The organism is Cobetia sp. 1CM21F (assembly GCF_023161745.1).
GTDB classification, from domain to species: Bacteria; Pseudomonadota; Gammaproteobacteria; order Pseudomonadales; family Halomonadaceae; genus Cobetia; species Cobetia amphilecti.
The window spans coordinates 23,404-48,798 of sequence record NZ_JALNTQ010000008.1 but is presented as its reverse complement, the minus strand read 5'-3'; the positions used below and the strand labels follow the sequence as shown (position 1 = coordinate 48,798).

The 25,395-nt window shown below is 63.2% G+C and carries 22 protein-coding genes and 1 tRNA gene; 18 read left to right on the top strand and 5 right to left on the bottom strand.

Translation table 11 applies throughout. The annotated features are described in order from the left end of the window. Positions 1–76: 76 nt before the first annotated feature. Both rapA and MSG32_RS17200 read right to left on the bottom strand, forming a co-directional pair. On the bottom strand, positions 77–3,019 hold the full coding sequence (gene rapA / locus MSG32_RS17205) for an RNA polymerase-associated protein RapA (RefSeq protein ID WP_107335838.1): 2,943 nt from the start codon (positions 3,017–3,019) through the stop codon (positions 77–79). Between the two features lie 138 nt (positions 3,020–3,157). Next, positions 3,158–4,015: a TlpA disulfide reductase family protein gene (locus MSG32_RS17200; RefSeq protein WP_248380996.1), complete on the bottom strand. Its 858-nt coding sequence runs from the start codon at positions 4,013–4,015 to the stop codon at positions 3,158–3,160. A gap of 187 nt (positions 4,016–4,202) precedes the next feature. Between MSG32_RS17200 and MSG32_RS17195 the strand changes: the two genes are divergently transcribed. Further along, positions 4,203–4,463, top strand: a complete 261-nt coding sequence (locus tag MSG32_RS17195) for a hypothetical protein (protein WP_043335981.1) — start codon at positions 4,203–4,205, stop codon at positions 4,461–4,463. A 35-nt stretch (positions 4,464–4,498) separates the two neighbouring features. Here the strand turns inward: MSG32_RS17195 and MSG32_RS17190 are convergent, their stop codons facing one another. From MSG32_RS17190 to ispB, 3 genes are all read right to left on the bottom strand, one after another. Further along, positions 4,499–4,729 carry a hypothetical protein gene (locus MSG32_RS17190; protein WP_213114272.1) on the bottom strand — a complete coding sequence of 77 codons (231 nt, stop codon included), beginning with the start codon at positions 4,727–4,729 and terminating at the stop codon, positions 4,499–4,501. Between the two features lie 136 nt (positions 4,730–4,865). Continuing rightward, a tRNA-Pro gene (locus MSG32_RS17185) sits at positions 4,866–4,942 on the bottom strand. Between the two features lie 242 nt (positions 4,943–5,184). Then, positions 5,185–6,174: an octaprenyl diphosphate synthase gene (ispB, locus tag MSG32_RS17180; RefSeq protein WP_107335841.1), complete on the bottom strand. Its 990-nt coding sequence runs from the start codon at positions 6,172–6,174 to the stop codon at positions 5,185–5,187. A gap of 283 nt (positions 6,175–6,457) precedes the next feature. Between ispB and rplU the strand changes: the two genes are divergently transcribed. The 17 genes from rplU to MSG32_RS17090 all read left to right on the top strand — a co-directional run bounded on the left by rplU (position 6,458) and on the right by MSG32_RS17090 (position 25,387). Continuing rightward, a complete protein-coding gene (gene rplU / locus MSG32_RS17175; protein WP_043335971.1) occupies positions 6,458–6,769 on the top strand; it encodes a 50S ribosomal protein L21 in 312 nt (103 codons plus the stop codon). Positions 6,770–6,802: 33 nt separating this feature from the next. Then, positions 6,803–7,060 (top strand): 50S ribosomal protein L27, encoded by a 258-nt coding sequence (rpmA, locus tag MSG32_RS17170; RefSeq protein WP_043335969.1) that lies wholly within the window; start codon positions 6,803–6,805, stop codon positions 7,058–7,060. A 125-nt stretch (positions 7,061–7,185) separates the two neighbouring features. Continuing rightward, on the top strand, positions 7,186–8,382 hold the full coding sequence (cgtA, locus tag MSG32_RS17165) for an Obg family GTPase CgtA (protein ID WP_043335967.1): 1,197 nt from the start codon (positions 7,186–7,188) through the stop codon (positions 8,380–8,382). A gap of 245 nt (positions 8,383–8,627) precedes the next feature. Next, complete coding sequence (proB, locus tag MSG32_RS17160) at positions 8,628–9,767, top strand: glutamate 5-kinase (RefSeq protein ID WP_043336022.1); 1,140 nt, start codon at positions 8,628–8,630, stop codon at positions 9,765–9,767. 289 nt (positions 9,768–10,056) lie between these two features. Continuing rightward, positions 10,057–10,323 carry a 30S ribosomal protein S20 gene (rpsT, locus tag MSG32_RS17155; protein WP_043335965.1) on the top strand — a complete coding sequence of 89 codons (267 nt, stop codon included), beginning with the start codon at positions 10,057–10,059 and terminating at the stop codon, positions 10,321–10,323. 279 nt (positions 10,324–10,602) lie between these two features. Further along, positions 10,603–12,099: a murein biosynthesis integral membrane protein MurJ gene (murJ, locus tag MSG32_RS17150; protein ID WP_234368289.1), complete on the top strand. Its 1,497-nt coding sequence runs from the start codon at positions 10,603–10,605 to the stop codon at positions 12,097–12,099. 134 nt (positions 12,100–12,233) lie between these two features. Beyond that, positions 12,234–13,367: a bifunctional riboflavin kinase/FAD synthetase gene (gene ribF / locus MSG32_RS17145; protein WP_248380994.1), complete on the top strand. Its 1,134-nt coding sequence runs from the start codon at positions 12,234–12,236 to the stop codon at positions 13,365–13,367. Between the two features lie 11 nt (positions 13,368–13,378). Beyond that, positions 13,379–16,210: an isoleucine--tRNA ligase gene (gene ileS, locus MSG32_RS17140; protein WP_248380991.1), complete on the top strand. Its 2,832-nt coding sequence runs from the start codon at positions 13,379–13,381 to the stop codon at positions 16,208–16,210. Between the two features lie 118 nt (positions 16,211–16,328). Beyond that, entirely contained in the window at positions 16,329–16,856 is a 528-nt protein-coding gene (lspA, locus tag MSG32_RS17135; protein WP_054556926.1) for a signal peptidase II, read from the top strand. A gap of 20 nt (positions 16,857–16,876) precedes the next feature. Further along, entirely contained in the window at positions 16,877–17,320 is a 444-nt protein-coding gene (fkpB, locus tag MSG32_RS17130) for an FKBP-type peptidyl-prolyl cis-trans isomerase (protein ID WP_043335961.1), read from the top strand. Between the two features lie 59 nt (positions 17,321–17,379). Next, positions 17,380–18,348: a 4-hydroxy-3-methylbut-2-enyl diphosphate reductase gene (gene ispH, locus MSG32_RS17125; protein WP_052384823.1), complete on the top strand. Its 969-nt coding sequence runs from the start codon at positions 17,380–17,382 to the stop codon at positions 18,346–18,348. Between the two features lie 221 nt (positions 18,349–18,569). After that, on the top strand, positions 18,570–19,058 hold the full coding sequence (locus MSG32_RS18040) for a type IV pilin protein (protein WP_107335846.1): 489 nt from the start codon (positions 18,570–18,572) through the stop codon (positions 19,056–19,058). Between the two features lie 73 nt (positions 19,059–19,131). After that, entirely contained in the window at positions 19,132–19,632 is a 501-nt protein-coding gene (locus MSG32_RS17110) for a GspH/FimT family protein (RefSeq protein WP_052384821.1), read from the top strand. Next, positions 19,629–20,195 carry a type IV pilus modification protein PilV gene (gene pilV / locus MSG32_RS17105; protein ID WP_107335848.1) on the top strand — a complete coding sequence of 189 codons (567 nt, stop codon included), beginning with the start codon at positions 19,629–19,631 and terminating at the stop codon, positions 20,193–20,195. Before MSG32_RS17110 ends, pilV begins: the two co-directional genes overlap by 4 nt. Next, positions 20,192–21,181, top strand: coding sequence for a hypothetical protein (locus MSG32_RS17100; RefSeq protein ID WP_225347388.1), 990 nt, complete (start codon positions 20,192–20,194; stop codon positions 21,179–21,181). The genes pilV and MSG32_RS17100 overlap by 4 nt, the downstream gene beginning before the upstream one ends. Further along, on the top strand, positions 21,181–21,759 hold the full coding sequence (locus tag MSG32_RS17095; protein WP_131432819.1) for a hypothetical protein: 579 nt from the start codon (positions 21,181–21,183) through the stop codon (positions 21,757–21,759). The genes MSG32_RS17100 and MSG32_RS17095 overlap by 1 nt, the downstream gene beginning before the upstream one ends. A 13-nt stretch (positions 21,760–21,772) precedes the next feature. Then, entirely contained in the window at positions 21,773–25,387 is a 3,615-nt protein-coding gene (locus tag MSG32_RS17090; protein ID WP_248380989.1) for a PilC/PilY family type IV pilus protein, read from the top strand. The last annotated feature ends 8 nt before the right edge of the window (positions 25,388–25,395 follow it).

The following is a 25,395-nucleotide window of genomic DNA, read 5'->3' as shown; positions in this document are numbered from 1 at the left end:
GCGCACACGGCAAAACGCCCCACCTGCCGATGGCAGATGGGGCGTTTCAGGTGCATCACTGACGCCTGCGGTCAGCTCAACGCTCGTGGGCATCCACGGTGACGATGACGCGCACGCTGTCCAGACGCAGACGGGTGGTCTCGATGGCGCCATCCAGTGCGGCACGCTCCTGACGCAGCGCTTCGAGCTCTTCCTCGCGCACGGCCGGGTTATGGCTGGCCAATGCTTCCAGGCGCGCCAGTTCGGCACTGAGCTGCTCGCGCATCTGTTGCTGGGCCTGCTCGACGATGGTCGGCAGTTCGCGCTCGGCTTCCTGCTCGGCATCGCTCATCAGCTTGCGCAGCGTGGCGTGGCTCTGCTTGATCAGGTCGCGCGCGACCGCCTTCTTGACCGGCTTGAGGTTCTTGGCCAGTCCGCCGAAGGACACCTTGTCGGACAGGTTGCTGCCGGTTTCATCCAGCAGCACACGGATGGCGGTCGGCGGCAGGAAGCGGCCCAGACGCAGGCCGCGCGGCGCGGTGGACTGGGTGCGGAACACCACTTCCGTCATCAGGCGGCCACCGGGAATCGCCGGGTGCTTGAGCAGCGCCAGCGCGGTGTTGCCCATCGAGCCGTCCAGGATGCGGACCAGCATCTCGCGTACCAGCGGGTGCTCCCACGACAGATGCTGCACGTCTTCGCGTGACAGCGCGGTGGCGCGGTCACTGGTGACGCTGAAGCCTTCCTCGCCCTTCACCAGCCCCGGCAGGCCGTCGAGCATGTGCGGGCCCGGTGCCAGATAGGTGATGCCGTCGCCGAGGTCCCGGCTCTCGATGCCGAAGATGTCGAAGGCGCGCTCCAGATAGCCGGGCAGTGCCTTGTCGTTGTCCAGCGTCTCGATGGCGGCGATGACTTCCTCGGCGCGCTCGTGACGGCAGGCATTGAGTTCCAGCAGGCGGTTGCGGCCGGACTGACGTTCTTCCTGCAGGGCGTCGAAGCGCTCGCGGGTCTGCTCGATGATGCTGTCGATCTCTTCGCTGTCGAGCAGGGCTTCTTCCAGCTCGTCGCCAAACTGGGCGTAGAGCTCGCTGCCGATGCCGTGCGGCGCGCTGAAGGCGTCCATGCCGTCACGGTACCAGCGCAGCAGCTGGGCACCCGGCGAGCCTTCGAAGACCGGCACGTGGATCTCGATCGGGAATTGCTGACCGATGCGATCCAGACGCCCGATGCGCTGTTCGAGCTGGTCCGGGTGTACCGGCAGGTCGAACATCACCAGGTGGTGACAGAACTGGAAGTTGCGACCTTCCGAGCCGATTTCCGAGCACACCAGCAGCTGCACGCCTTCCTCTTCGGAGGCGAAGGCCGCGGCGGCACGGTCGCGTTCGACCAGGCTCATGCCCTCATGGAAGACCGGTGCATGCACGCCGCCCAGCACGCGCAGGCCTTCGGACAGCTCACGCGCGGTATCGGCGGTATGACAGATTACCAGTGCCTTCTCGTTGCCGAGGTCGGTCAGGGTTTCCAGCAGCCACATGACGCGCGGGTCGATCTGCCACCAGGGCTCCGCGTTCATGCGGTCATCGGGCAGGGCGCGATACATCTCGTCGAGGAACAGCACCACCTCGGGGTGATTCATGCCGGTCTCGATCAGCAGATCATCGAGATAGTCCTCGTCACGCTCAAGCTTGCGCACCACGCGACGGTAGGAGGAGGGCAGCTCCAGCTCGTGGACGTGCAGGCGACGCTCGGGGAAGCCGGCGACATGGGTGCGTGAGTTGCGGAACATCACGCGGCCGGTGCCGTGGCGATCGAGCAGCTGGTCGCGCAGCTGGCGACGCGCGCTGTCGCGCTGGGCATCGTCGGCATCGCTGTCCATCAGGGTGTCGAGCAGGGCGCGGCTGTCGCTGTCATCCAGCACGCTGGCGAGGCTGTCGAGACCGGACTGATCGGCGGGCAGCGCTTCCAGGGCGTCGATGGCGCTGGCGACGGCCACATAGCCCTGCTCTTCGGCCTTGAAGCGCTCGATGTCGTGATAGCGCTCCGGGTCGAGCAGGCGCAGGCGCGCGAAGTGGCTCTCTAGCCCCATCTGCTCCGGCGTGGCGGTCAGCAGCAGCACACCGGCGGTCTGGCGAGCGAGGGATTCGACACAGGCGTAGCCCGGGCCGACCTTGTCTTCGCTCCAGTCGAGGTGGTGGGCCTCATCGACGATCAGCATGTCCCAATCGCAGGCGGCAGCCTGGACCTGACGCGACGGGTTGGCGAACAGCCAGTCCTGGCTGGCCAGAATGATCTGGTTGCCTTCGAAGGGGTTGCGCGTGCCGTAGGCCTTGCACTGCTCTTCGTCGAGCAGCGAGACATCCAGCGCAAAGCGGCGCAGCATCTCGACCAGCCACTGGTGAGTCAGGCTCGCCGGTACCAGGATCAGCGCACGGCTGGCGCGGCCGCTGAGCAGCAGGCGATGCAGGATCAGGCCGGCTTCGATGGTCTTGCCGAGGCCGACTTCATCGGCCAGCAGTACGCGCGGCGCGTGACGGCGCGAGACTTCATCGGCGATGTAGAGCTGGTGCGGCACCAGATCGACCTTGGGGCCGGACAGGCCCAGCGCCGGGCTCTGCTCGACACGATGGAAGTGGCGCAGGGTGCGGTAGCGCAGGTCGAACCAGTCATTGCGGTCGACCTGGCCGGTCAGCAGGCGATCACGCGCCTGATTGAACTGCATCTTGTCGTTCAGGCGGGCTTCGGGAAGCTCGATGAGCTCGCCGGCATGCTCGCCGCTGCGTTCACAGATGTAGACGATCTGGCCGCGCACTTCCTTGAAGTCATCGACGATCAGCCATTCGCCATCGTCGGACTGGATGCGGTCGCCATTGCCGAAGGCCACCCGGGTAAGGGGCGCTTCGCGCAGACTGTAGGTGCGGGTTTCTTCGCTGGCGGCAAAGAGCACGGTGACGGTGCGGAAGTCGACATTGAGGATGGTGCCAAGGCCGAGATCAGCCTCGCCGTCACTGATCCAGCGCTGACCGGGAATGAAGTCGCTCATGAAGCCTCGGGGTAGGACAAAGACGGGAATCGGGAATACAGGGGCGCGGTATCTTACCGGATCAGACGCCGTGGCTTAAGCGCCTTTTCTTGGGGCGAGCGTCTTTGTCGCACCGAGCGAGGCCAGCGGCGTGTCGCACTATGGCCGCGACGCCGGTAGCAGGGCGTCCAGCTGAGCGCGGCTCAGCTCGCCGATATGACGCTCGATCAGCTGTCCGTCGCCATCGAAGACGAGAGTCGCGGGCAGTCCCTGCGCCTCGGCCAGCGCCATCAGTTGCATGGCAGGGTCGAGCAGCGCGTACTCGAGCGTCAGCTGTTCGCTTTTCAGAAAGCGGGTAACCGCCATTGCCTGCTCGCCCTGATTGGCGAGTACCACGGTGACGCCGGGGGCCTGATCAGCCTCTGCCAGCAGTGGCATCTCGCGCCGGCAGGGCGGGCACCAGGTGGCCCACAGATTGACGATCACGCGCTCGTCCTGGATGTCATTCAGTGCCACGGGGCGGCGATCCAGATGATTGAGGGTGATGGCAGGCATCGCCTCGATGGCGGAGTCGTTGCCCAGCGGGTCGAGTTGCTTGAGGCCGAGGAAGGCGGTCAGGCCCAGGGTCAGACTGCCCAGCGCGATGACCTGGCGAATCGCGCCATGCCGGCGCAGCAGCCACAGGCTGGCCAGGGTCGCGGCCAGCATGCCGCCGAGCAGGTGGTAGCCCGGTTGCCACAGCTTGAGGATATCCAGCGGTGCCTGCTGATAACTTGCCCAGTGCAGTGCGACATGAGTGAGGCGCGCGCCGATCACCCAGCTGACCAGCATGCGATTGAACCAGCGTGAGGGGCTCAGCGGGGGAGAATCGTCAGCGGGCGTGGTCGTGCCCCTGGCGTGCATGCGCGTAAGCAGACGAATCAGCAGCGAGAACTCGATCAGCATCACCAGGGCTGCCACGAAGGCATAGAGGCGTTCGACGGAAATCAGGGCAGGGCCCAGGGCGATGGCGTCCATGCGGTTATCCTCTGGCGGTGTCCGGGGGAGCGTTCAGGGCAGCAATACCTGTCGGCCTGTATGTGGCAAGCGCTCGGCAGGCGCTGCAGTCGCGAGGCTCGAGTATGCGATAATCGACGGACTTCGACATCCACGCCTCGCGCGCTGAGCATGGCTCTGCCGCCGAGGACGCTGCAAGGATATCCCCATGCTGTCACATCATTATGACCGTAGCCGTGCGATCGCCGTTGCCAGTCAGGCCAGCGGCCTGATCGCCATCGTCGCGCTGGAGACCTGGCTTGGCGATGCCGCCCGCCCTTGGCAGGGGCTGGTATTCGCCCTGATGCTGGCCTTCGGTCTCGGCCTTGCCCTGCGCAGTTACTACCTCAAGCAAAAGGCCCGCCGCGACCGTGAACGTGCTGGTCGCGAGCGGGCCCGCAAGGCGAGTGACAGCTGGATGTCCGACTGACTCGCCGCTCGATATGGTTCAGTGCGCGCTATGAGTCAGTAACTCTGCAGCCGGTAGCCGTCGCGCTCCATGCAGTATTTCAGCAGTGTCTGCTTCTCGTTGGCGGACTTGTCGGTCAGGCCAAGCTCGTACTGGCAGCCCGCATAGGTATTGTGGGCTTGTGTGCTGTTGGCGCCGGGCTTTTCCCATTGCGCACGTGGGGTGGCGCAGGCGGAGAGCAGTGAGGTCAGCAGCAGGGACAGCAAGGCAAGACGCAGTGTGTGCATGGGGCATCCTGAGGGATGTAGCGCGTTGTGGAGTGCGTCGCAGGCGCGAGCAAGCAGAAGGAAGCTTGTGAGGCAGGAAAAACCTTCCAGCATCAAAAAAGCCGCTGATCAGTGATCAGCGGCTTTTTCATATATCTGGTCGGAGTAGCAGGATTCGAACCTACGACCTCTGCCTCCCGAAGGCAGCGCTCTACCAAGCTGAGCTATACTCCGATGCGTCGTGAGCTTGTCTCGACGGAGGTGAATTATACGCAGGCAGCTTTGCTTTGCAAGCCCTTGAGGTCAAAAAGTTTTATCTGAGTCTCAAGGGGCAATTCCTCTGTCGAGAAGCGCGCTTCTCTTCACCTCATCCTGCCGGCGCTTCTCGCCACGTTGGCGGCGCTTTTCTGCTGTCATGATGGACTGGCTGACCCACTGACTGACGACCTGCCAGGCAGGCCATCGTCATGCGGGTATCAGGCCTGGCGGCCGACGCTCAACAGCGCGATGCGCTCGAGGCTGTCGCGGAATTCGCTCTCCGGCAGTGCCTTGAGCTCGTTCAGGGCGTTGTCGGCCATCTCCTGGGCGCGGCTGCGGGTATAGTCGAGGCCGCCCGTGAGGCGCACCACTTCCAGTACCTCGTCGAGCTGCTCCAGCCCACCTTTCTCGATGGCGCCGCGCACCAGACTGGCCTGCGCCGGGCTTCCGACCTGCATGGCGCGAATCAACGGCAGGGTCGGCTTGCCTTCGGCCAGGTCATCACCGACGTTCTTGCCCATGGTCTCGGCATCGCCCTGATAGTCGAGCAGATCATCGATCAGCTGGAAGGCGAGGCCCAGGTAGCGGCCATAGTTCTGCAGCGCGCTGACCTGTGCCGGGGTGACGGTGTCGTCGGTTTCCCTGGCCAGAATCGCGCCGGCATGTGCGGCCGCCTCGAACAGCATGGCGGTCTTGCCGTGGATGGTCTCGAAGTAGGCGGCTTCATCAATGTCGGCATTGCCGATATTGGTCAGCTGCAGGACTTCGCCCTCGGCGATGGTGCAGGTGGCAGCGGAGAGAATCGCCATCACGTCCATCGAGCCGACTTCTACCATCATCTGGAAGGAGCGTGAATAGAGGAAGTCACCGACCAGCACCGAAGGCGCATTGCCCCAGGTGTCATTGGCGGTGGAGCGGCCACGCCGCAGGCTGGATTCATCCACGACATCATCGTGCAGCAGGGTCGAGGTGTGCATGAATTCGATCAGCGCGGCCAGATGAACGTGTTTCTCGCCTTGATAGCCCAGCGCGCGGGCTGCCAGCAGCACCAGCACCGGGCGCAGGCGTTTGCCACCACTCTGGATGATGTACTGACCGATGGTCTGGACCAGCGGCACGCGCGACTCGAGCTGCGCGAGGATGGTGCGGTCGACGGCGGCGAAGTCATCTGCCACTGCCGCGTGAAGGGTCGATGCGTCGGCTTGCATGAGATCGTCGTGCCCGTAGCGAGAGGTGAGGCCGCCGTGGCGTGCCGTTTGGCGGTAATGCTATGGGGCACCCCTATGGCCGTCAAGGCGTGCACCCGCGCAAGGACGCTGGCTGGCGGCCGATTGGTCGCGTAAACCTTGACATTGCTTGTCGGTCGCGGCACGTGGCGCTATAATACGCGGCCGTGACTCATCCCGCTCCCTGTCAGATGGCTCCAGAAGGGGCGCCACTCGCAGCAGGCCACCCAAGAGCACACCCTTGATGAGTCCGATGGAGAGAATCATGTACGCAGTTATCAAGAGCGGTGGCAAGCAGTACCGCGTTCAGGAAGGCCAGACCCTGAAGCTCGAGAAGCTTGAAGTCGCGACTGGCGAAGCTATCCAGTTTGACGAAGTCCTGATGGTCGCTGAAGGCGACGACATCAAGGTCGGCGCTCCGCTGGTTGAAGGTGCCAAGGTTTCTGCCGAAGTCGTGTCTCACGGCCGTGGCGACAAGGTCACCATCATCAAGTTCCGTCGCCGGAAGCACTCCATGCGTCGTGCGGGCCACCGTCAGTGGTTCACCGAAGTCAAGATCACTGGTATCTCTGCTTAATTGCAGCGCTACCCACCATAGGAGAATTATCCAATGGCACATAAGAAGGCGGCGGGCTCTACCCGCAACGGTCGCGATTCTGAATCCAAGCGCCTTGGTGTGAAGCTGTTCGGTGGCCAAGCGGCTATCGCCGGCAACATCATCGTGCGTCAGCGCGGCACCCGTTTCCACGCTGGTACTGGCGTCGGCATCGGCAAGGACCACACTCTCTTCGCGCTGGCCGACGGCCACGTGAAGTTCGAGACCAAGGGTCCGAAGAACCGCAAGTTCGTCAGCATCGTTTCTGCCTGAAACGTCTGACAGCTTACGCAGACTGCTCGATGCCCCGGTGTCGCATGGCAGTCTGCAAGGAAGCCCCGCTCAGGCGGGGCTTTTTTGTCGCATGACGGCCCGGGTCGTCGTCAGGAGAGAGCAGCATGCAGTTCCTTGATGAAGCGTCGATCATTGTAGAGGCCGGACGTGGCGGCAATGGTTGCCTGAGTTTTCGCCGTGAAAAATACGTGCCGCGCGGTGGTCCCGATGGGGGCGACGGCGGGCACGGCGGCAGTGTGTACCTGATCGGGGATGACTCGCTCAATACCCTGATCGACTTCAAGTTCCAGCGCTACTATCAGGCGGAGAGCGGCGATGCCGGTCAAGGCCGCCAGATGGCAGGCAAGGCGGGCGAGGATCTGATCGTCAAGGTGCCGGTCGGCACCACCGTGATCGACGAGGAAACCCTCGAGATCATCGGTGACGTGACGGAAATCGGTCAGCTGTTGCTGGTCGCGCAGGGCGGACGTCGTGGTCTGGGTAACATCCACTTCAAGTCCTCGACCAACCGCGCGCCGCGCCAGACCTCCAAGGGAACCTGGGGCGAGCGTCGCAACCTGCGCTTCGAGATGAAGGTGATGGCAGATGTCGGTCTGCTCGGCATGCCGAATGCCGGCAAGTCGACGCTGATCCGCGCCGTCTCCGCCGCCAAGCCCAAGGTCGCCAACTACCCGTTCACCACCCTGGTGCCGAACCTCGGTGTCGTGAAGATCGGTAGCCACCAGCACTTCGTGATGGCCGATATCCCCGGCCTGATCGAAGGCGCTGCTGACGGCGCTGGCCTGGGTCTGCGCTTCCTCAAGCACCTGACGCGTACGCGCCTGTTGCTGCACGTGGTGGATATTGCGCCTTTTGACGAGAGCGACCCGGCCTATGCGGTCGAGGCGATCCTCAAGGAGCTCAAGAACTTCTCCGCGGCACTGACGGAGCTGCCGCGCTGGCTGGTGATCAACAAGATCGACCTGCTGCCTGAGGATGATCGCGACGCGATGGTCAAGGACCTCGTCGAGCGCCTGGGCTGGGAAGGCGAGCTGTTCGTCGTCTCCGCGGCCAGCGGTATCGGCACTCAGGAGCTGGTGCAGGCCGCTCACCGCTGGCTGGGCGAGCAACGCCTGCAGCTGGCGGAAGATCCGGAAGCTGCCGAGGCACATGCCGCCCTGCTGGCGCGCATGGAGAACGAGTCGCTGGAGCGCGCTGAAGAGCGCCTGACACGTCGCAAGCGCAAGAAGGATGACGAAGAAGAGGACGATGACGACTTCAATGACGACGATTACGACGTCGAAGTCGAATACGCGCCCTGAGGTATCAGTTCGTCCGGTGGCTGTCCTGCGCGGCAGCCACCGAGTGACGAGCGACCCGCTTCGCGATTCACGCCCCGCCCCGAACCTCATGGTCTCGCGGCGGGGCGTTTTCGTTGTCGGGGCCGGCGAGGAGTGATGACAGCGGGCGGGCGGGAGCAGACAATGGCAAGCAGGGAGGCTGAGCCTGCCGGGCGAGGGATTACATGACAGGAGAGAGCACGGTGTCGGAGCAGAAGGTGGCGGAAGTGGCGGAACTGGGCAGTCAGTCGGGGCGCGAGGCCTTGGCCAATGCACGACGCGTGGTGGTCAAGATCGGCAGTGCGCTGCTGACCGATGACGGCCGCGGGCTGGATGATGCCGGCATCGGCCGTTGGGTCGATCAGATCGCGGCGCTGCACGCGCGGGGTGTCGAGGTGATCGTGGTGTCCTCCGGGGCGATCGCCGTTGGCATGTCGCGGCTGGGTTGGTCGGCTCGCCCCAGCGGCGTGCATGAGCTGCAGGCGGCAGCGGCGGTCGGTCAGAACGGCCTGACCCAGTGCTATGAAGAGCATTTCCATCGTCATGGCCTCACCACGGCGCAGATTCTGCTGACCCACGATGACCTCTCCAACCGCAAGCGCTACCTGAATGCACGCTCGGCGCTGCGCACCCTGGTCGACCTGCGGGTGGTGCCGGTGATCAACGAGAACGACACCGTGGTCACCGACGAGATCCGCTTCGGCGACAACGACACCCTCGGTGCGCTGGTCGCCAACCTGCTCGAGGCCGATGCGCTGTTGCTGCTCACCGATCAGGAAGGCCTCTATGATGCCGACCCGCGTCATGACCCGGCGGCCAGCCTGATCGAGGAAGCCCAGGCCGATGACCCGATACTGGTCAAGGTGGCCGGCGGCGGTGGCGTGCTCGGGCGTGGCGGCATGGCGACCAAGGTGCGCGCGGCGCGTCTGGCCGCGCGCAGTGGCGCATTGACCGTGATCGCCTCTGGGCGTCAGCCCGAGGTCATCACCCGGCTGGCTTCCGGTGAGCGCTTCGGCACGCTCCTCTTGCCGGAGCATGCGCCGATCGCGGCGCGCAAGCGCTGGATCGCGGGGCAGCTGCAGGTGCGCGGCACCCTGACGCTGGATGCCGGCGCCGTCAATGTGTTGACCACGCGTGGCTCCAGCCTTTTGCCGGTGGGCGTCAGGAAGATCGAGGGAGCCTTCAAGCGCGGTGATCTGGTGCAGTGCGTCGATGAATCCGGCCAGCGCATCGCCAAGGGGCTGGTGAATTACAGCGCCGAAGATGCCGGGCGGATTCTCGGCCTGCCCAGTCATCAGATCGAGGCGACGCTGGGCTATATCGAGGCGCCGGAACTGATCCACCGCGACAACCTCATCGTGCTGTAGCACCCATGAGGCCTGCTTTCGGGCTCTGTGCCTGGGTCTGGCGCAGGCAAGCTCAGACTGGCGATATGCGCTCGGGTCATGCTAGACTCTGCCGTCCTGTCGGGTGCTGGTCCGCCCCGATGGCGAAGGTTTGACGGGGCTTCCACGTCAAGTCGCTGATTTCTCGAAAGTCTTCACATCAGTGTCGAAAGGCGAGAGATGATCGGACTCGCTGTCGCGGTGCGACAACGTCTTCCAAATTCAAGTTCATGAGTACGCGCCTACGGGTGGACTCATAAGGAGCATCAAAGTGGCAAATTCCAAGCAAGCACGTAAGCGCGCTCGTCAGGCTGAAGTTCGTCGTCAGCACAACTCCGCACAGCGTTCCGCCGTGCGTACCAGCATCAAGAACGTGCTGAAGACCGTCAAGACTGGCGATCACGCTGCTTCCATGGCCGCTTTCAATGTCGCGCAGAAGGTCCTCGACCGTTACGCCGACAAGGACATTCTGTCCAAGAAGAAGGCCGCTCGTCTGAAGAGCCGTCTGAACACTCGCGTCAAGGCACTGGCTGTCTAAGACGTGTGAGTGTGAAAAAACCGGCTTCGGCCGGTTTTTTTGTGTCTGTCTGTCGAGTGGATGACATCGGTGTCAGGTCAGGGAAGCGAGAGGGGTGTCAGGGTGAGCAAGCCGCAGGATGAGTCGCCCGCAGGCGAGAAGGAAGTCAGGGGAGAAGACGGCAAGGCCGAGGCCGCCGCGCAGTCCGCTTCACAGGCGAGTGCCCAGGGCGAGACCCGCTCGGGCGACAGCCTGCCGGTGCGGGGTGGTCTGTTGCGCTCCGGGTTGATCGTCAGCGTGATGACGATGCTGTCGCGCGTGCTGGGTCTGGCGCGCGATGTGACCATCGCATCCCTGCTGGGCGCCGGCAGTGGGGCGGACGCTTTCTTCGTCGCCTTCAAGATCCCCAACTTCATGCGCCGCCTGTTTGCCGAGGGTGCCTTCAATCAGGCCTTCATTCCGGTGCTGTCGGAGTATGCGACTCGCCGGACGCGGGAAGAGGTCCGTGAGTTGCTGGACGCCGTCAGTGGCAGTCTTGGCGTCATACTCGCGTTGATCACCGCGCTTGCGATGCTGTGCGCGCCCTGGCTGGTGTGGGTCTTCGCGCCCGGGTTCGGTGACGATGCCGGCAAGCTGGCGCTGACCGGCGACATGCTGCGCCTGACCTTCCCGTACCTGCTGCTGATCTCGCTGACCGCCTTCGCGGGCAGCGTGCTCAATACCTGGAATCGCTTTGCGGTGCCGGCCATCACGCCGGTGCTGCTCAACCTGAGTCTGATCGGCGCGGCGCTGTTGCTGGCCCCGCGCTTCGAGACACCCGCCATGGCGCTGGCCTGGGGCGTGTTGATCGCAGGTGGCGTGCAGCTGCTGTTCCAGGTGCCGTTCCTGTTGCGGCTTGGCCTGATGCCCAAGCCATGGCCGAATTTCGCCCATGAAGGCGTGCGCCGCATCCTCAAGTTGATGACCCCGGCGCTGTTCGGTGTCTCGGTCTCGCAGATCAATCTGCTGCTGGATACCGTGCTGGCCTCGTTTCTGGTCACCGGCAGCGTGTCGTGGCTCTATTACTCCGACCGTCTGGTCGAGTTGCCGCTGGGCATCATCGGCATCGCCATCGGGACGGTGATTCTGCCGGCGCTCTCCAAGCGCCACGCCGAGCAATCACTGGAGCACTTCCAGAAGATGCTCGACTGGGCGCTGCGCTCGGTGCTGTTGATCGGGGTGCCGGCGGCGCTGGCACTCGGCGTGCTGGCCGAACCCCTGCTGATCACGCTGTTCCACTATGGCGCGATGACCGACAACGATGTGGTGATGTCGGCCCAGAGTCTGCGTGCCTACAGTTTCGGGCTGCTGGCCTTCATGTTGATCAAGGTGCTGGCGCCGGGCTTCTATGCGCGTCAGGACACGAAAACGCCGGTCAAGATCGGTATCATCGCGATGGTCGCCAACATGGCCTTCAACCTGGCGTTGATCGTGCCACTGGCGCACGCGGGGCTCGCGCTGGCCACGGCGCTGTCGGCCTTCCTCAATGCGGGCCTGCTGGCACGTGGCCTGTATCGTGACGGCGTGCTGCGCTTCCAGCCCGGCTGGGGACGCTATTCGCTGACCCTGATCGGCGGTTGTGCCCTGATGGGCGGCGGCCTGATGTGGCTGTCACCGGACTGGACCACCTGGCTTGGTTGGGGCCTGTGGGAGCGCTGTGCGATGATGGGGGCGCTGGTCGTCGGCGGTGTGCTGGCCTATGCGGTGTGGTTGGGGCTGTGCGGTGTCCGCCCGCGCCATTTCCGCATGCAGAGCTGAGTCTGCTGCCCGGGTGCCATGCAGGTTGGTGCCCCCGGTTCCAGCTGTTTTCTCCCTGGCGGGGCAACGGTGGCTGTCAGCGCCGTGCCCCTTCGCTATAATCGACCACTTTCGGCGGCTTGTGTGATGCACGCATGGACTTGATCAGAGGACTCCACAATCTCGCCCGCCTGCGCAAGCAGGATGGCAGTCGCGGCTGTGTGGCCACCATCGGCAATTTCGATGGCGTGCATCTCGGCCACCAGGCGATTCTGGAGCAACTTCGCGAGCGCGCGGCGGCCTATGGCCTGCCCGCTACGGTGGTGGTGTTCGAGCCGCAGCCGCGTGAGTTCTTCGCGGGTGACAAGGCGCCGCCGCGGCTGACGCGTCTGGCGGACAAGGTGCGTCTGCTGGGTAGCCATGGCGCCGAGCGCGTACTGTGTCTGCCCTTCAATGAGACGCTGCGCTCGCTGTCGGCACGCGAGTTCATCGAGCAGGTGCTGATCGATGGCCTCGGCGTGCGTCATCTGGTGGTCGGTGACGACTTCCGCTTCGGCTGCGATCGCGCCGGAGACTTCGCGCTGCTGAAGCGCATCGGCGCCGCCGAAGGCTTTGCGGTGGAGCATACCCGTACCTTCGAGATCGCCGGTGAGCGTGTTTCCAGCACCCGCGTGCGTGAGGTGCTGGCCGCAGGCGACATGGCGCTGGCCGCCCGGCTGCTGGGGCGTGCCCACCACTGGCAGGGACGCGTGGTCGCGGACCGCCAGCTGGGCCGCACGCTGGGCGTGCCGACCGCCAACCTGCCGCTGCCGAATGCGCCGCTGGCGGTCTCCGGCGTCTACGCGGTGATGGCGCACCTTGCCGACGGCCGCGACTGTCCGGCGGTGGCCAACATCGGCTGGCGCCCGACGGTCGGCACGCCGCGGCCGGTGCTCGAGGTCCATCTGCTGGACTTCGCGGAAGACCTCTACGGCCAGCCGATGCGCGTCAGCTTCTGCGCCTTCCTGCGCGGTGAACAGCGCTTCGATGGCCTGGAAGCCCTCAAGGCCGCCATCTACGCCGACATCGCCCTGGCGAAGCGCTTCTTCGCGCTGGCCGCGGGCGAGATGCCTGCCGGTGATGAGCAGGCGTTGCTCGATTGCATGACCTCGATGGCTGACCTGCCGCTGGCCAGCCGTCCGCTGAGCGCACTGATGACGGATGCGCCGACGGCACCCTTACACGGCACTGCTGAGGTGTCTGATTCCACAGCTCGGGAAGCCCAGGCTTCCCGCCCCCACGACGGCTGACCCGAAAGGCTATGAGCGACTACAAGCACACTTTGAATCTGCCCGATACCGACTTCCCGATGCGCGGCAATCTCCCCAAGCGTGAGCCGGACCAACTGGCACGCTGGAACGAGATTGACCTCTACGCGCGTCTGCGTGAAGCAGGCAAGGGCCGTCCGAGCTTCGTGCTCCACGACGGCCCTCCCTATGCCAACGGCAATATTCACATCGGTCATGCCGTCAACAAGATTCTCAAGGACATCATCGTCAAGTCCAAGACGATGGCGGGCTTCGACGCGCCTTACGTGCCGGGTTGGGACTGTCATGGTCTGCCCATCGAGCACAAGGTCGAGACGACCCACGGCAAGCACCTCGAGTCCGAGAAGGCGCGTCATCTCTGCCGTGAATACGCCGGCGTGCAGGTGGAAGGTCAGAAGCACGAGTTCATCCGTCTCGGCATCGTCGGTGACTGGGGCAACCCGTATCGCTCCATGGACTTCGCCAATGAAGCCGGCGAGATCCGTGCGCTGGCCGAGATGGTCAAGGGCGGGTATGTCTTCAAGGGCCTGAAGCCGGTCAACTGGTGCTTCGACTGCGGCTCTGCACTGGCGGAAGCGGAAGTCGAGTACGCCGACAAGACCTCTGACGCCATCGACGTCGCCTTCGCGGCAGACGATAGCGCGGCGCTGGCCAAGGCCTTCGGCCTCGAGTCACTGAGCAAGCCGGCGGCGATCGTTATCTGGACCACCACCCCGTGGACCATCCCGGCCAACCAGGCGCTCAACGTTCACCCGGACTTCGTCTACTCGCTGGTCGACACCGGCGAGCGCCTGCTGGTGCTCGCCGAGGAACTGGTCGAGGACAGCCTGGCGCGCTTCGGCCTGAGCGGCGAGACGCTGGCGACCGTCAATGGCGCGGCGCTGGAGCTGATCAACTTCCGTCACCCGATCTACGATCGTCTGTCGCCGGTCTATCTGGCCGACTATGTCGAGACCGGCGCCGGTACCGGTATCGTCCACTCCGCGCCGGCCTACGGCGAGGATGACTTCCATACCTGCCGTCGTTACGGCATGAGCTTCGACGAGATCGAAAGCCCGGTGCAGGGCAACGGCGTCTACGTGCCGGACCTGCCGGAATTCGGTGGCCAGTTCATCTGGAAGGCCAACCCGAACATCGTCGCGCGTCTGGAAGAGCTCGGCGCGCTGATGGCGCACGAGAAGATCTCCCACAGCTACATGCACTGCTGGCGCCACAAGACCCCGGTCATCTACCGCGCGACGGCCCAGTGGTTCGTCGGCATGGACATTGCCGGCACTGACGGCGTGACCCTGCGTGACAAGGCGCTGTCCGCCATCGAGGACACCGCCTTCATCCCGGCCTGGGGTCAGGCGCGCCTGAAGAGCATGATCGCCAACCGCCCGGACTGGTGCATCTCGCGTCAGCGCAACTGGGGCGTGCCGATCCCGCTGTTCCTGCATCGCGCGACGGGGGAGCTGCACCCCGACAGCGTGGCGCTGATGGAAGCGGTCGCCGATCGCGTCGCCGAGCACGGCATCGATGCCTGGTGGTCACTCGACAGCCAGGAGCTGCTGGGCGATGAGGCCGAGAACTACGAGAAGGTCACCGACACGCTGGACGTGTGGTTCGACTCCGGGACGACCCACTGGCATGTGCTGCGTGGCTCGCACCCGCATGGTCACGAGCAAGGCCCGCGTGCCGACCTGTACCTGGAAGGCTCCGACCAGCACCGTGGCTGGTTCCACTCGTCACTGCTGACCGGCTGTGCCATCGACGGCCACGCGCCCTACAAGGCGCTGCTGACTCATGGTTTCACCGTGGATGCGCAGGGTCGCAAGATGTCCAAGTCCGTCGGTAACGTGGTCGCGCCGCAGCAGGTGATGGACAAGCTGGGCGCCGACATCCTGCGCCTGTGGGTGTCCTCCAACGACTACTCCGGCGAGATGGCCGTCTCGGACGAGATCCTCAAGCGGACCGCCGATGCCTATCGTCGTATCCGCAACACCTCGCGCTTCCTGCTGTCCAATCTGAACGGCTTCGAGCCCGAGCGTGATGCGCTGGCCTTTGACGACATGCTGGCGCTGGACCAGTGGGTGGTCGATCGTGCCGCTCAGCTGCAGGCACGTGTCGAGCTGGCCTACGAGGAATACCGCTTCCTCGACATCTATCAGCAGGTGCTGACCTTCTGCTCGCGTGAGCTGGGCGGCTTCTATCTGGATGTCATCAAGGACCGCCAGTACACCACGCAGCCGAACTCGCGTGCGCGTCGTAGCTGCCAGACGGCGCTGTATCACGTGATCGAGGCACTGGCACGCTGGATGGCGCCGATCCTCTCCTTCACCGGTGAAGAGATCTACGCCAACATCCCGGGCCCGCGCAAGGACACCATCTTCCTCGAGACGGCCTACACCGGCCTGACCACCCTGGCGGATGATGCGGCCATGGGGCGTGAGTTCTGGGAGCAGGTGCTGCACGTCAAGCAGGCGGTCAACAAGACGCTGGAAGGCGCGCGCAACGCCGGTCTGGTCAAGAATGGCCTGGCGGCGGAAGTCACCCTCTACGTCAATGACGAGCTCAATACGCTGCTGGCAAGTCTCGGCGACGAGCTGCGCTTCGTGATGCTGACCAGCGGCGTGACCCTGGCGCCTCTCGAGGCGGCCGGTGAGGCGGAAGAGACCGACGTGTCCGGCCTCAAGGTGGCGGTCAAGGTCAGCGAGAATGCCAAGTGCGAGCGTTGCTGGCACCACCGTCCGGAAGTCGGCACCCTGCCGGAACATCCGACGCTGTGCAGCCGCTGCGTGACCAACCTGCCGGATGGCGAAGGCGAGACGCGTCACTTCGCTTGATCGCTGATGCGACCGCGGCATCGTTCAGCCTCCGCTGAGCGCTGATATCGAACGCCGGGCTCTGGCCCGGCGTTCGTGTCTTGCCGGTCGCAGACTCATTTCACGACAGGAAGGTAACATGACGTCTTCTTCACAAGGCCCAGCGACGGATACCCCCTCGGCCGGCAGTGAGCCGATGCGCTCGCCGCTGCGCTGGCTTTGGCTGTCGCTGGTGATCGTGGTGCTGGACCTGGCCACCAAGTGGCTGGCCAGCAGTTCGCTGGTCTATGGTCAGGCCAACGAAGTGCTGCCGATCTTCAATCTGACGCTGCTCCACAACACCGGCGCGGCGTTCAGTTTTCTGGCCGGCCATGATGGCTGGCAGCGCTGGTTGTTTGCGGGCATCGCGGTGGTGGCAGCCATCGGCCTGAGCATCTGGCTTGCGCGCCTCAAGCGTCACGAGACCTTCACCGCGCTGGGCATCGCGCTGGTGCTGGGGGGCGCGCTTGGCAATCTCTATGATCGTGTCGTGCATGGCTACGTGGTGGACTTCCTGTCCTTCCACTGGGGCAATGCCTTCTTCCCGGCCTTCAACGTGGCGGACGTCGCCATCAGCCTGGGAGCCGTGGCACTGATTCTTGAATCTTTCCGTGGCCGCTCCGAATGAGCGCCACAAGCGAGGTCAGCATGAGCGAGCATCGTATCGCCGATAACATGGAGGTTAGCCTCCATTTCCGTCTGCGTCTGGAAGACGGCACCGAGGTGGACTCCACCTTCGACAAGACACCGGCCACCTTCCAGGTGGGTGACGGCAATCTGCCGCCGGGCTTCGAGCGTTCGATCATGGGCATGGCGGCGGGCGAGACCGGCAGCTTCACGATCACGCCGGAGCATGCCTTCGGTCAACACAATCCGCAGAACGTCCAGACCGTGGCGCGCAAGAGCTTCGATGAAGAGATCGAGGTCGGCATGGTGATGTCCTTCGCCGAGCCGTCGGGTTCGGAGTTGCCGGGCATCATCCGCGAGATTGACGAGCGTGACGTCAAGGTCGACTTCAATCACCCGCTGGCCGGGCGTACCCTGACCTTCGAGGTCGAGGTACTGTCAGTCGCCCCCGCGACCACGCACTGAGTCTTCTTTCCAGAGGTGCGCTCCCCGTGAGCGCACCTCGCCATCAAGCGGAGCCTGTCATGCAGATCAAGCTGGCCAACCCGCGCGGTTTCTGCGCCGGAGTGGATCGCGCCATCGATATCGTCAACGGGGCGCTCGACGTGTTCGGGCCGCCGATCTACGTGCGTCACGAGGTGGTGCACAACCGTTTCGTGGTCGACTCCCTCAAGGAGCGCGGCGCCATCTTCGTCGAGGAACTGCACGAAGTGCCGGATGACGTCATCGTCATCTTCTCGGCGCACGGTGTCTCGCGTGCCGTGCAGGAAGAGGCCGAGCGTCGCAACCTCAAGGTCTTCGATGCCACCTGTCCGCTGGTGACCAAGGTGCACATGGAAGTCCTGCGCTATGCGCGCAAGGGCCAGGATTGCGTGCTGATCGGTCATGAGGGCCACCCGGAGGTCGAGGGCACCATGGGCCGCTATGACACTTCCAAGGGTGGCACCATCCATCTGGTGGAAGACGAGTCCGATGTGGCGCGTCTGGAGGTCAAGGATCCGGAGCAGCTGGCCTTCGTCACCCAGACCACGCTCTCGATGGATGACACGGCGCGGGTGATCGACGCGCTGCGCGAACGCTTCCCGGCGATTCAGGGTCCGCGCAAGGATGACATCTGCTACGCGACCCAGAATCGTCAGGACGCCGTGCGCATGCTGGCGGAAGCCTGCGATGTGGTGCTGGTGGTCGGCAGCCCCAACAGCTCCAACTCCAATCGCCTGCGCGAGCTGGCCGAGCGCATGCAGACCCCCGCCTGGTTGATCGACGATGCGCAGCAGATCGAGGCCAGCTGGCTCGAGGGTATCGGCAGCATCGGCATCACCGCCGGGGCCAGTGCCCCCGAAGTGCTGGTGCAGGGCGTGATCGATCGTCTGATGGCGCTGGGAGCCTCGGCGCCCGAGGAGCTCGAGGGCCAGGAGGAAAACATCGTCTTCTCCATGCCCAAGGAGCTCAAGGAGCGCTTGATCGCCTCGGATCAGATCCGCGAGCTGTAACGCCTTGTAAGTTTCTGCCAGTGAAGAAGCCGCGACCTTGTCGCGGCTTTTTTATGCGCGCCATTCGCATTTTGCCATTCAATTCAGCAGTTTCTTGTATAAGCAACGGCATTCTTGAGCACGATCGTTGATCAATCTGGTGCGTATTGAAAAAAAATGTAATGCGCAGTTACCAAAATGATACATAATAGAGGTATGGTTCGTACTCTGGAGAATCCCCCATGCCACGACTGTTCTCGGTCACCGGTGTCAGCAGTGCAGGTGCACGCCGCAAGCCGAGACCGGGGCGCGGGGCAGCTGGCAGGCGTCGGGCCAAGGGCTTCACCCTGATCGAGATGATGATGGTGGTCGCGATCATCGGCATTCTGGCGGCGGTCGCCATTCCCTCCTATCTCGGTTATGTGGAGCGCAGCTGGCGCTCGCATGCTCAGCAGGCACTGGGGCAGCAGGCCAGACAGTTGCATGGCTTCTACTACCAGAATTTCTCCGAGGCGCCCGTGGGGGATGATGACCAGCCGACGGATGGCGTCAGCCGTATAGAGGACGGCGGTGGAAATCTTCGCTACCTGATCACGTATCGCAGTCTGTCTGCCTCGGCCTTCGTCCTGCAGGCGACGCCTCAAGGGGCACAACTCAATGATGACTGTGGCGTGCTGTGGATGGACCAGGACATGAATACCGGTGCCGAAGGAGGAGGTCGGTGCTGGTGATGGTGGGCCCCAGAAGACAGACTCGAGTCCGGCGCGGCCGGTCGACCCTCAGCGGCAAGGAGAAGTATCTCTCATGCGCCAATCCCGTGGTTTCACCCTGATCGAGCTGGTCGTGACAGTGGCGATCATTGCCATCATCGCGACCTGGGCGGTGCCGGCCTGGCAAGGCCTGGTGCAGCGCTCTCAGGTGGAGTCCGATGTGCGTGCCCTGACCCATGCGCTCGGCATGGCGCGCAGCACCGCCACCACGCGCGGTGTGGATGTGAGTGTCTGTCCCTATGCGCCGAGCGTCGCCACCCCCAATCCCACGACCTGCGACGATGACTGGGCGAATGGCTGGGTCGTCTATGTCGGGAATGCTTCCAACTTCACCCTCGACGACCGCCTGTGGATCCATCAGGACAGCAATGCGGTGGCCCAGTCGGGCGGCGCCTCCAGGATCACCTACAACGATCGCGGCACGCTGACGAGTGGCAACAGTACGCTGGTGTTCTGTGCGGCCTCCGATGCTACCTCTGTGGTAGTGGCGCCTTCAGGCCGTGTACGCCTTGAATCAGGAGGGGACTGCTCATGACAGCATCGTTGATGATCACATCCCTCAAGCAAGCCCTGCAGCCGCGAGCGCTGAGGAAGACATTGCTGTCTCGCCTGCAGCGGCGGCGTTCCGCTCGGCATTCTCAGCGCGGCGTCGGCCTGATCGAGGCGCTGGTCGCGGTCATGCTGCTGGGGGTTTCCCTGCTGGGGCTGGGGTTGTTGCAAGTTCAGACGCTTCAACATCAGCGCGTCAGCTACAGCAATACCGTGGCACAACTGCTGTCGCTGGACATGGCTGAGCGTATCCGCGCCAACCTTGAGGCCATCGATCAATATGATGATGCCGATACCACCAATGCGCCCGCGGATGGATGCAGCTCGGACTGCGTGCCCGCAGAGCTGGCCGACCAGGACATCATTGATTGGCGTGACGCCATCATCGGCTCCACGCTGACCAGCGGCGTCGGCAGCGTGGACGTCGACGAGCGTGTTGTCGGCGGCGCCGGTATCGGCGTTCACGATGTCAGTGTCCAGGTGCAGTGGAGTGACCCCATCAGCGGGGGAGTTGACCAGCAGACCTATCGTTTCGAGGTAGAGCCATGAATCGCTGTTCCCCTGCATCGGTCCGCCGACGCTTCGCCCCCGACACCGCCCGTCCGCATGGTTTGAAACGCCAGGCGGGCGTGGGGCTTGTCGAGCTGATGATCAGCCTGGTGCTGGGGCTGCTGATCACGGCGATGGCCGTGCAGATGTTCTCGACCTCACGCAGTACCGTGAGCACCCAGGAGGCGCTTTCCTATCTGCAGGAATCGGCTCGCTACGTGTCCTTCCGGCTCCAGCCGCTGATGCGCAATGTGGGCTACGCAGGCTGTGCCAATAGCCGCGATATCACCAATGCCAGCTCGGTGGATGCGTCCCATGACCTCACGGCGCCTTTCGGGGGGCAGCAGCGTACCCAGCGGGGCCTCAGCTATTTCAATCTGACGTTCGTCGCTGCCAGCAAGGACGGCGATGAAACCACGCTGACCAGCAGCATGACGTCGCTGGGCGGCCCGCTGTCCGTGCGCAACGGTAGCGAAGATGCCTTCGTGACCAACGAGTATGCGCTGGTCAGTGATTGCAGCAGCACCGATGTCTTCAGGGTGTCGGGCACCACCCAGGGCAATGTGGAAACCAATGACACCCTGTCACGTTCCTACGGCAGCTCTCAGTCCTCGAATGCCTATCTCTACCCGGTGCAGGCCTGGGAGCTGCGGCTGGATGACCAGGCCAACGATTCTTCGGTGCGTGCACTGTATATCGACCGTATCGATGCCGCTTTCGCACGCGAAGAACTGGCCTCCGGCGTACAGGGTTTCGATGTCAGTTTCAGCCTGGATACCACCGGCAATGGCAGTGTCGATCGTGTCAAGGTGCCGGCCGCCACGGTGCGCAGCGAAGGCCGTTGGGATGAGGTGCGCCGTATCGAGATCGCCCTGACGCTCGAGAGCCTGCCGGGAGTGGTGCCGGGTGGGGATAACGATGGGCGTTTGACGCGAACCTTCAATCTCACGTTCACACCGCGCAATCTGCAACTGAGGGGCAGCTGATGAATACATCGTCTTCAACGTCCAGAGTCTGCGCGGTCACCCGGGGGCCAGCACGTCAGCAAGGCATCGCCTTGCTGATCGTGTTGATCATGCTGGTCGTGATCGGCCTGCTGGCCGTGACCGGGGTCGAGGACAGTCAGCTGCAGACACGCATGGCCGTCAACAGCCGCAACTTCGAGCAGTCCTATTACAACGCGGAAACCAGCCTGAGCATCGGTGAGCGTGCGCTGCAGGAAAGCCTGGAGGATGGCACCTGGAGCCTGGACAGCTTCGATGACTCGGCCGGCCTGATGCTGGCACTGCCCGAGGATGCACCGCCGATCAACCCGCTCTCGGAAGCGGATTGGCAAGCCAGCGGTATCCAGACGCTGGACAGTGATACCGGTGCGGTCATCGGAGCCTATGTGATCGAGTATCTGGGCAAGGTCGGCGAGCCGCCGCTGAATGCCAGCAACGAAGTGAATGCGGTGGGCACGCGCCTGGATGCCTTCCGTATCAACGCGATGGGCACGGGGGGCGGCAATGGTGCCTCCTGGACAGTAGTGCAAAGCGAGATGGAACTGGGCCCTTACTTCTGAGAGGAGCATGAATATGCGTTATCTGCTGAGTGGTGCCTTGTGCCTTGTCGCCTTGCCCTGTCTGGCGGCCCCCGGGGAAATCGCCCGCGCCCCGGTCACGGAAGCGACCGGGGTTCAGCCCAATATCCTGTTCATTCTGGATGATTCGGGCAGCATGGCCTGGGAGGACACTCTCAACAAGGGGGTGGAACACTGGGGGTATCAGCCGGCTTCCTCGCTGATGGGTTACACCGGGGTGTATTCCAATAGCAGGACCGGGATAGAGAACAACCACGATGCCGATGATCGTATCGTTTACTCTTCAGACCTTGGCGGGGCGGTCGGGGCCTGCATGGGCTTCAACGTCATGGCCTACAACCCAGCGCTGACCTACACCCCGTGGGCGGGGGCAGACCGACTGGGAATTGCCTATCAAAACATGAGCCTGTCGAATGTTCGAGAGGATCCTTACGAGCCCACCAGCTCGGCCAGGATGAAGGATGATGTCTACTACGTTCGCTGGGACGACAATGGCGACGGGGACTATGACTATGGTGAATGCGGCGTCTATAGCAACAATTCGGGGCGCTTGTATCTAGACGAAGATCATGTCGTTGAAGTGGAAGACCTGTCCGCGGCTCAGCAAGTCAACTTCGCCAACTGGTTTACCTACTATCGCGACCGTATGCTGGTTGCCAAATCCGCCATGGCCGGTGTGATCAACGCCAACGAGTCCCGGGTGGGGCTGCGCACCATCCAGGGCCGCAACAATCGCAACGTTGCGGACATGACGGATGTCGATGAGCGTGAAGACCTGCTGGAGGAGCTGTTTACCGCCTATCCCTCCGGTGGCACCCCTCTGCGTACCGCGCTCAAGAATGCCGGTGAGTATTACTCCAGCACTGGTCGCTCGGCTCCCATCCTGAGTGCGGATGAGGGCGGCATGTGCCAGCAGAACTATTCCATCATGATGACCGATGGCTACTGGAATGGCTCCAGCCCCAGTGTCGGCAACGTCGACGGTGGCAGCGGCGACTTCATCAGTGCCAGTCACCGTGACAGCTATTCCAATACGCTTGGCGATGTCGCGATGAAATATTATCGCGAGGACCTGCGGACTGACTTGATCGACAGCGTGCCTACCATACCGGGAGTGGACGAAAACTCTGCTCAGCACATGGTGACCTACACCGTCGCTTTCGGTGTGGATGGCTCGCTGTCCGAGAACCCTGCTGATCTCGAGTCTGCCTTCACCTGGCCGCAGCCTTCCGCCAATGCCAATACCACCATCGATGATCTGCGTCATGCGGCCTGGAACGGACGTGGTGAATATCTCAGCGCCGCCAATCCGCAGGCATTGATTGATGCGCTGAACAATATCGCGCAGTCCATCGCAGGACGCGCGGCCAGCACCGGTAGTCTGGACATCAGCAGTGGCGGGCAGACCAGCGGCGCTTATGTGATTCAGACCATCTATGATCCCGCCGATTGGTCGGGCGATGTCGTTGCACGCAAGATCGGCACCAATGGCGCCTTGAGCGCCACCTCGGACTGGTCCGTCGCGGAGTGGTTGCGTGACGATGATAGCCGTAGCTCCAGCCGCAAGGTGATCACCTACAACCCGGGGATCTCCGAAGTGGATGAGAAGGCGTTCTTCTTCAATATCGAGGAGGCCGGATCACTGGAGGCCGAACAGGTACTGGACCTCGTGGGCTTCCTCGATGAGACCCTGCTGTCAGAAACGCTGCTGGCAACGCTGCGGAGAACCGTCCGGGATGATGACGACGACGACGACGACGATGATGATGATGATGATGATGATGGCATTCTTGGCGGAGTCGGCTCAGTGGTCGGAGGCGTCACCAGTGGCGTGACTCAGCTGACGGGACGCGTCCTGGACACTACCGGTACCTTCCTGAAGCTGGATGGCGCTGACCTTGGTGTCAGAACGTCGGATCTCGAGAACCTGATCGGTTATCTCAAGGGTGATGATGCCTACGAAGGCACCTTGTTCCGCGATCGTGACGACAACTATCTCGGGGATATCGTGCATGCCTCGCCGGCGATCGTCGGGCCGCCTTCGGCCAGCTATCGCAATGACATGGAAGTGTCTTCGTACCGCTCCTTCAAGACGCTGTATGAGGACCGCCAGAACATGATCTACATCGGTGCCAACGACGGCATGCTGCACGCCATCGACATGGAGACCGGTGAAGAGAAGTTCGCCTACATGCCGTATGCCGCCTTCAGCATCGAGAGCGGGCGCGGTATTCGCCAGCTCGCTGATCAGAACTATGTGCACCAATACTATGTCGATGCCACTCCGGTCGCGCGTGACGTGCATGTCCAGTTGGGGGATGAGGATGCGCCCGGTTGGCACTCGGTCCTGCTGGGTGGGCTGGGCGCTGGCGGCAAGGCGGTCTACATGCTGGATATCACCGATCCTGAAGGCTTCGAGTCATTGGGTGAATCCGACGGCACCTCGCCGGCCGAGATCGTGCAGTGGGAATTCACGCACGAGGACCTCGGCTATACCTTCAGCGATATTCAGGTAGCGCGTCTGGATGACGGCAAGTGGTATGCCATCTTCGGCAATGGCTACAACGCCGACAGCGATGGGCGTGCCAAGTTGTTCATCGTGGACCTGGAAGACCCCGACAACTATGCGCTGCTGGATTCTCAACAGGGCAGCAATGCCGGTGGGTCGTGCACCTCTGGCAGCAGTGACTGCAATGGCATGTCGAGTCCTGAGCTGGCCGACGTCGATGCCGATGGCATCACCGACTGGGTCTATGCCGGCGATCTGCATGGCAATGTCTGGGTGTTCGACATGCGCGAGTTCTCGCTGAGCACCATCGGCAGCAGCGAAATGTCGCGTCTGTTCCAGTCATGTGCCGTTGCCTTGAACAGCACGTCATCGACCTGTCCGGCAGCTTCCCGACAGCCCATCACATCGCGGGTAGCCGTGGCACGCAGCGGTGTCTTCAACAGCACCGTCGATACGCCGTACCTGAATGTGTACTGGGGCACCGGGCAATTGCTGACGCTGCAGGATGCGGTCGATACCTCGACGCAATCCTTCTACAGCGTGCTGCATACCGGGTCCTCGACTCGCCGTCATCATGGCCAGCTGGAAAAGCAGAGCTTCTCCAATATCAGCGGCGTGAGTGACGCGCGGACGGTCACGGGGGTAGGCGTCGATTATTCCAATCAGAACAACAATGGTATGCAGTATGGCTGGTACCTGGAGCTACCGGACTCCGGTGAGCGTCTGGTGACCATCCCGGCTGTCCGTGGTGATCTGATTGTCTTCAATACCACCATCCCGGGCTCCAATGGCCCCTGTACTGGCGGTGCCAGTGGTTGGCTGAATGCGCTCAGCTTGCGCAACGGCCTGCAGCCGGTACGCAGTTACAACAATGTGCAGCAGGTCTTTGATTACAACGATGATGGCGAGGTCAACGCGAGCGACAACGTCAACAATCAGGTCGTACTCTCGATCAAGACAGAAGGCGAGCCCACCTCACCGAAATTCCTGGGTGATACCCAGTATGTCGGTCAGGGTGGCACCAATCAGGTGGTCGAAATGGCCATGGACTTTGGGATCGATGGGCTGGAAGGCCGTAGTGCCTGGTATCAGCTGCGCTAGGAGAGAGA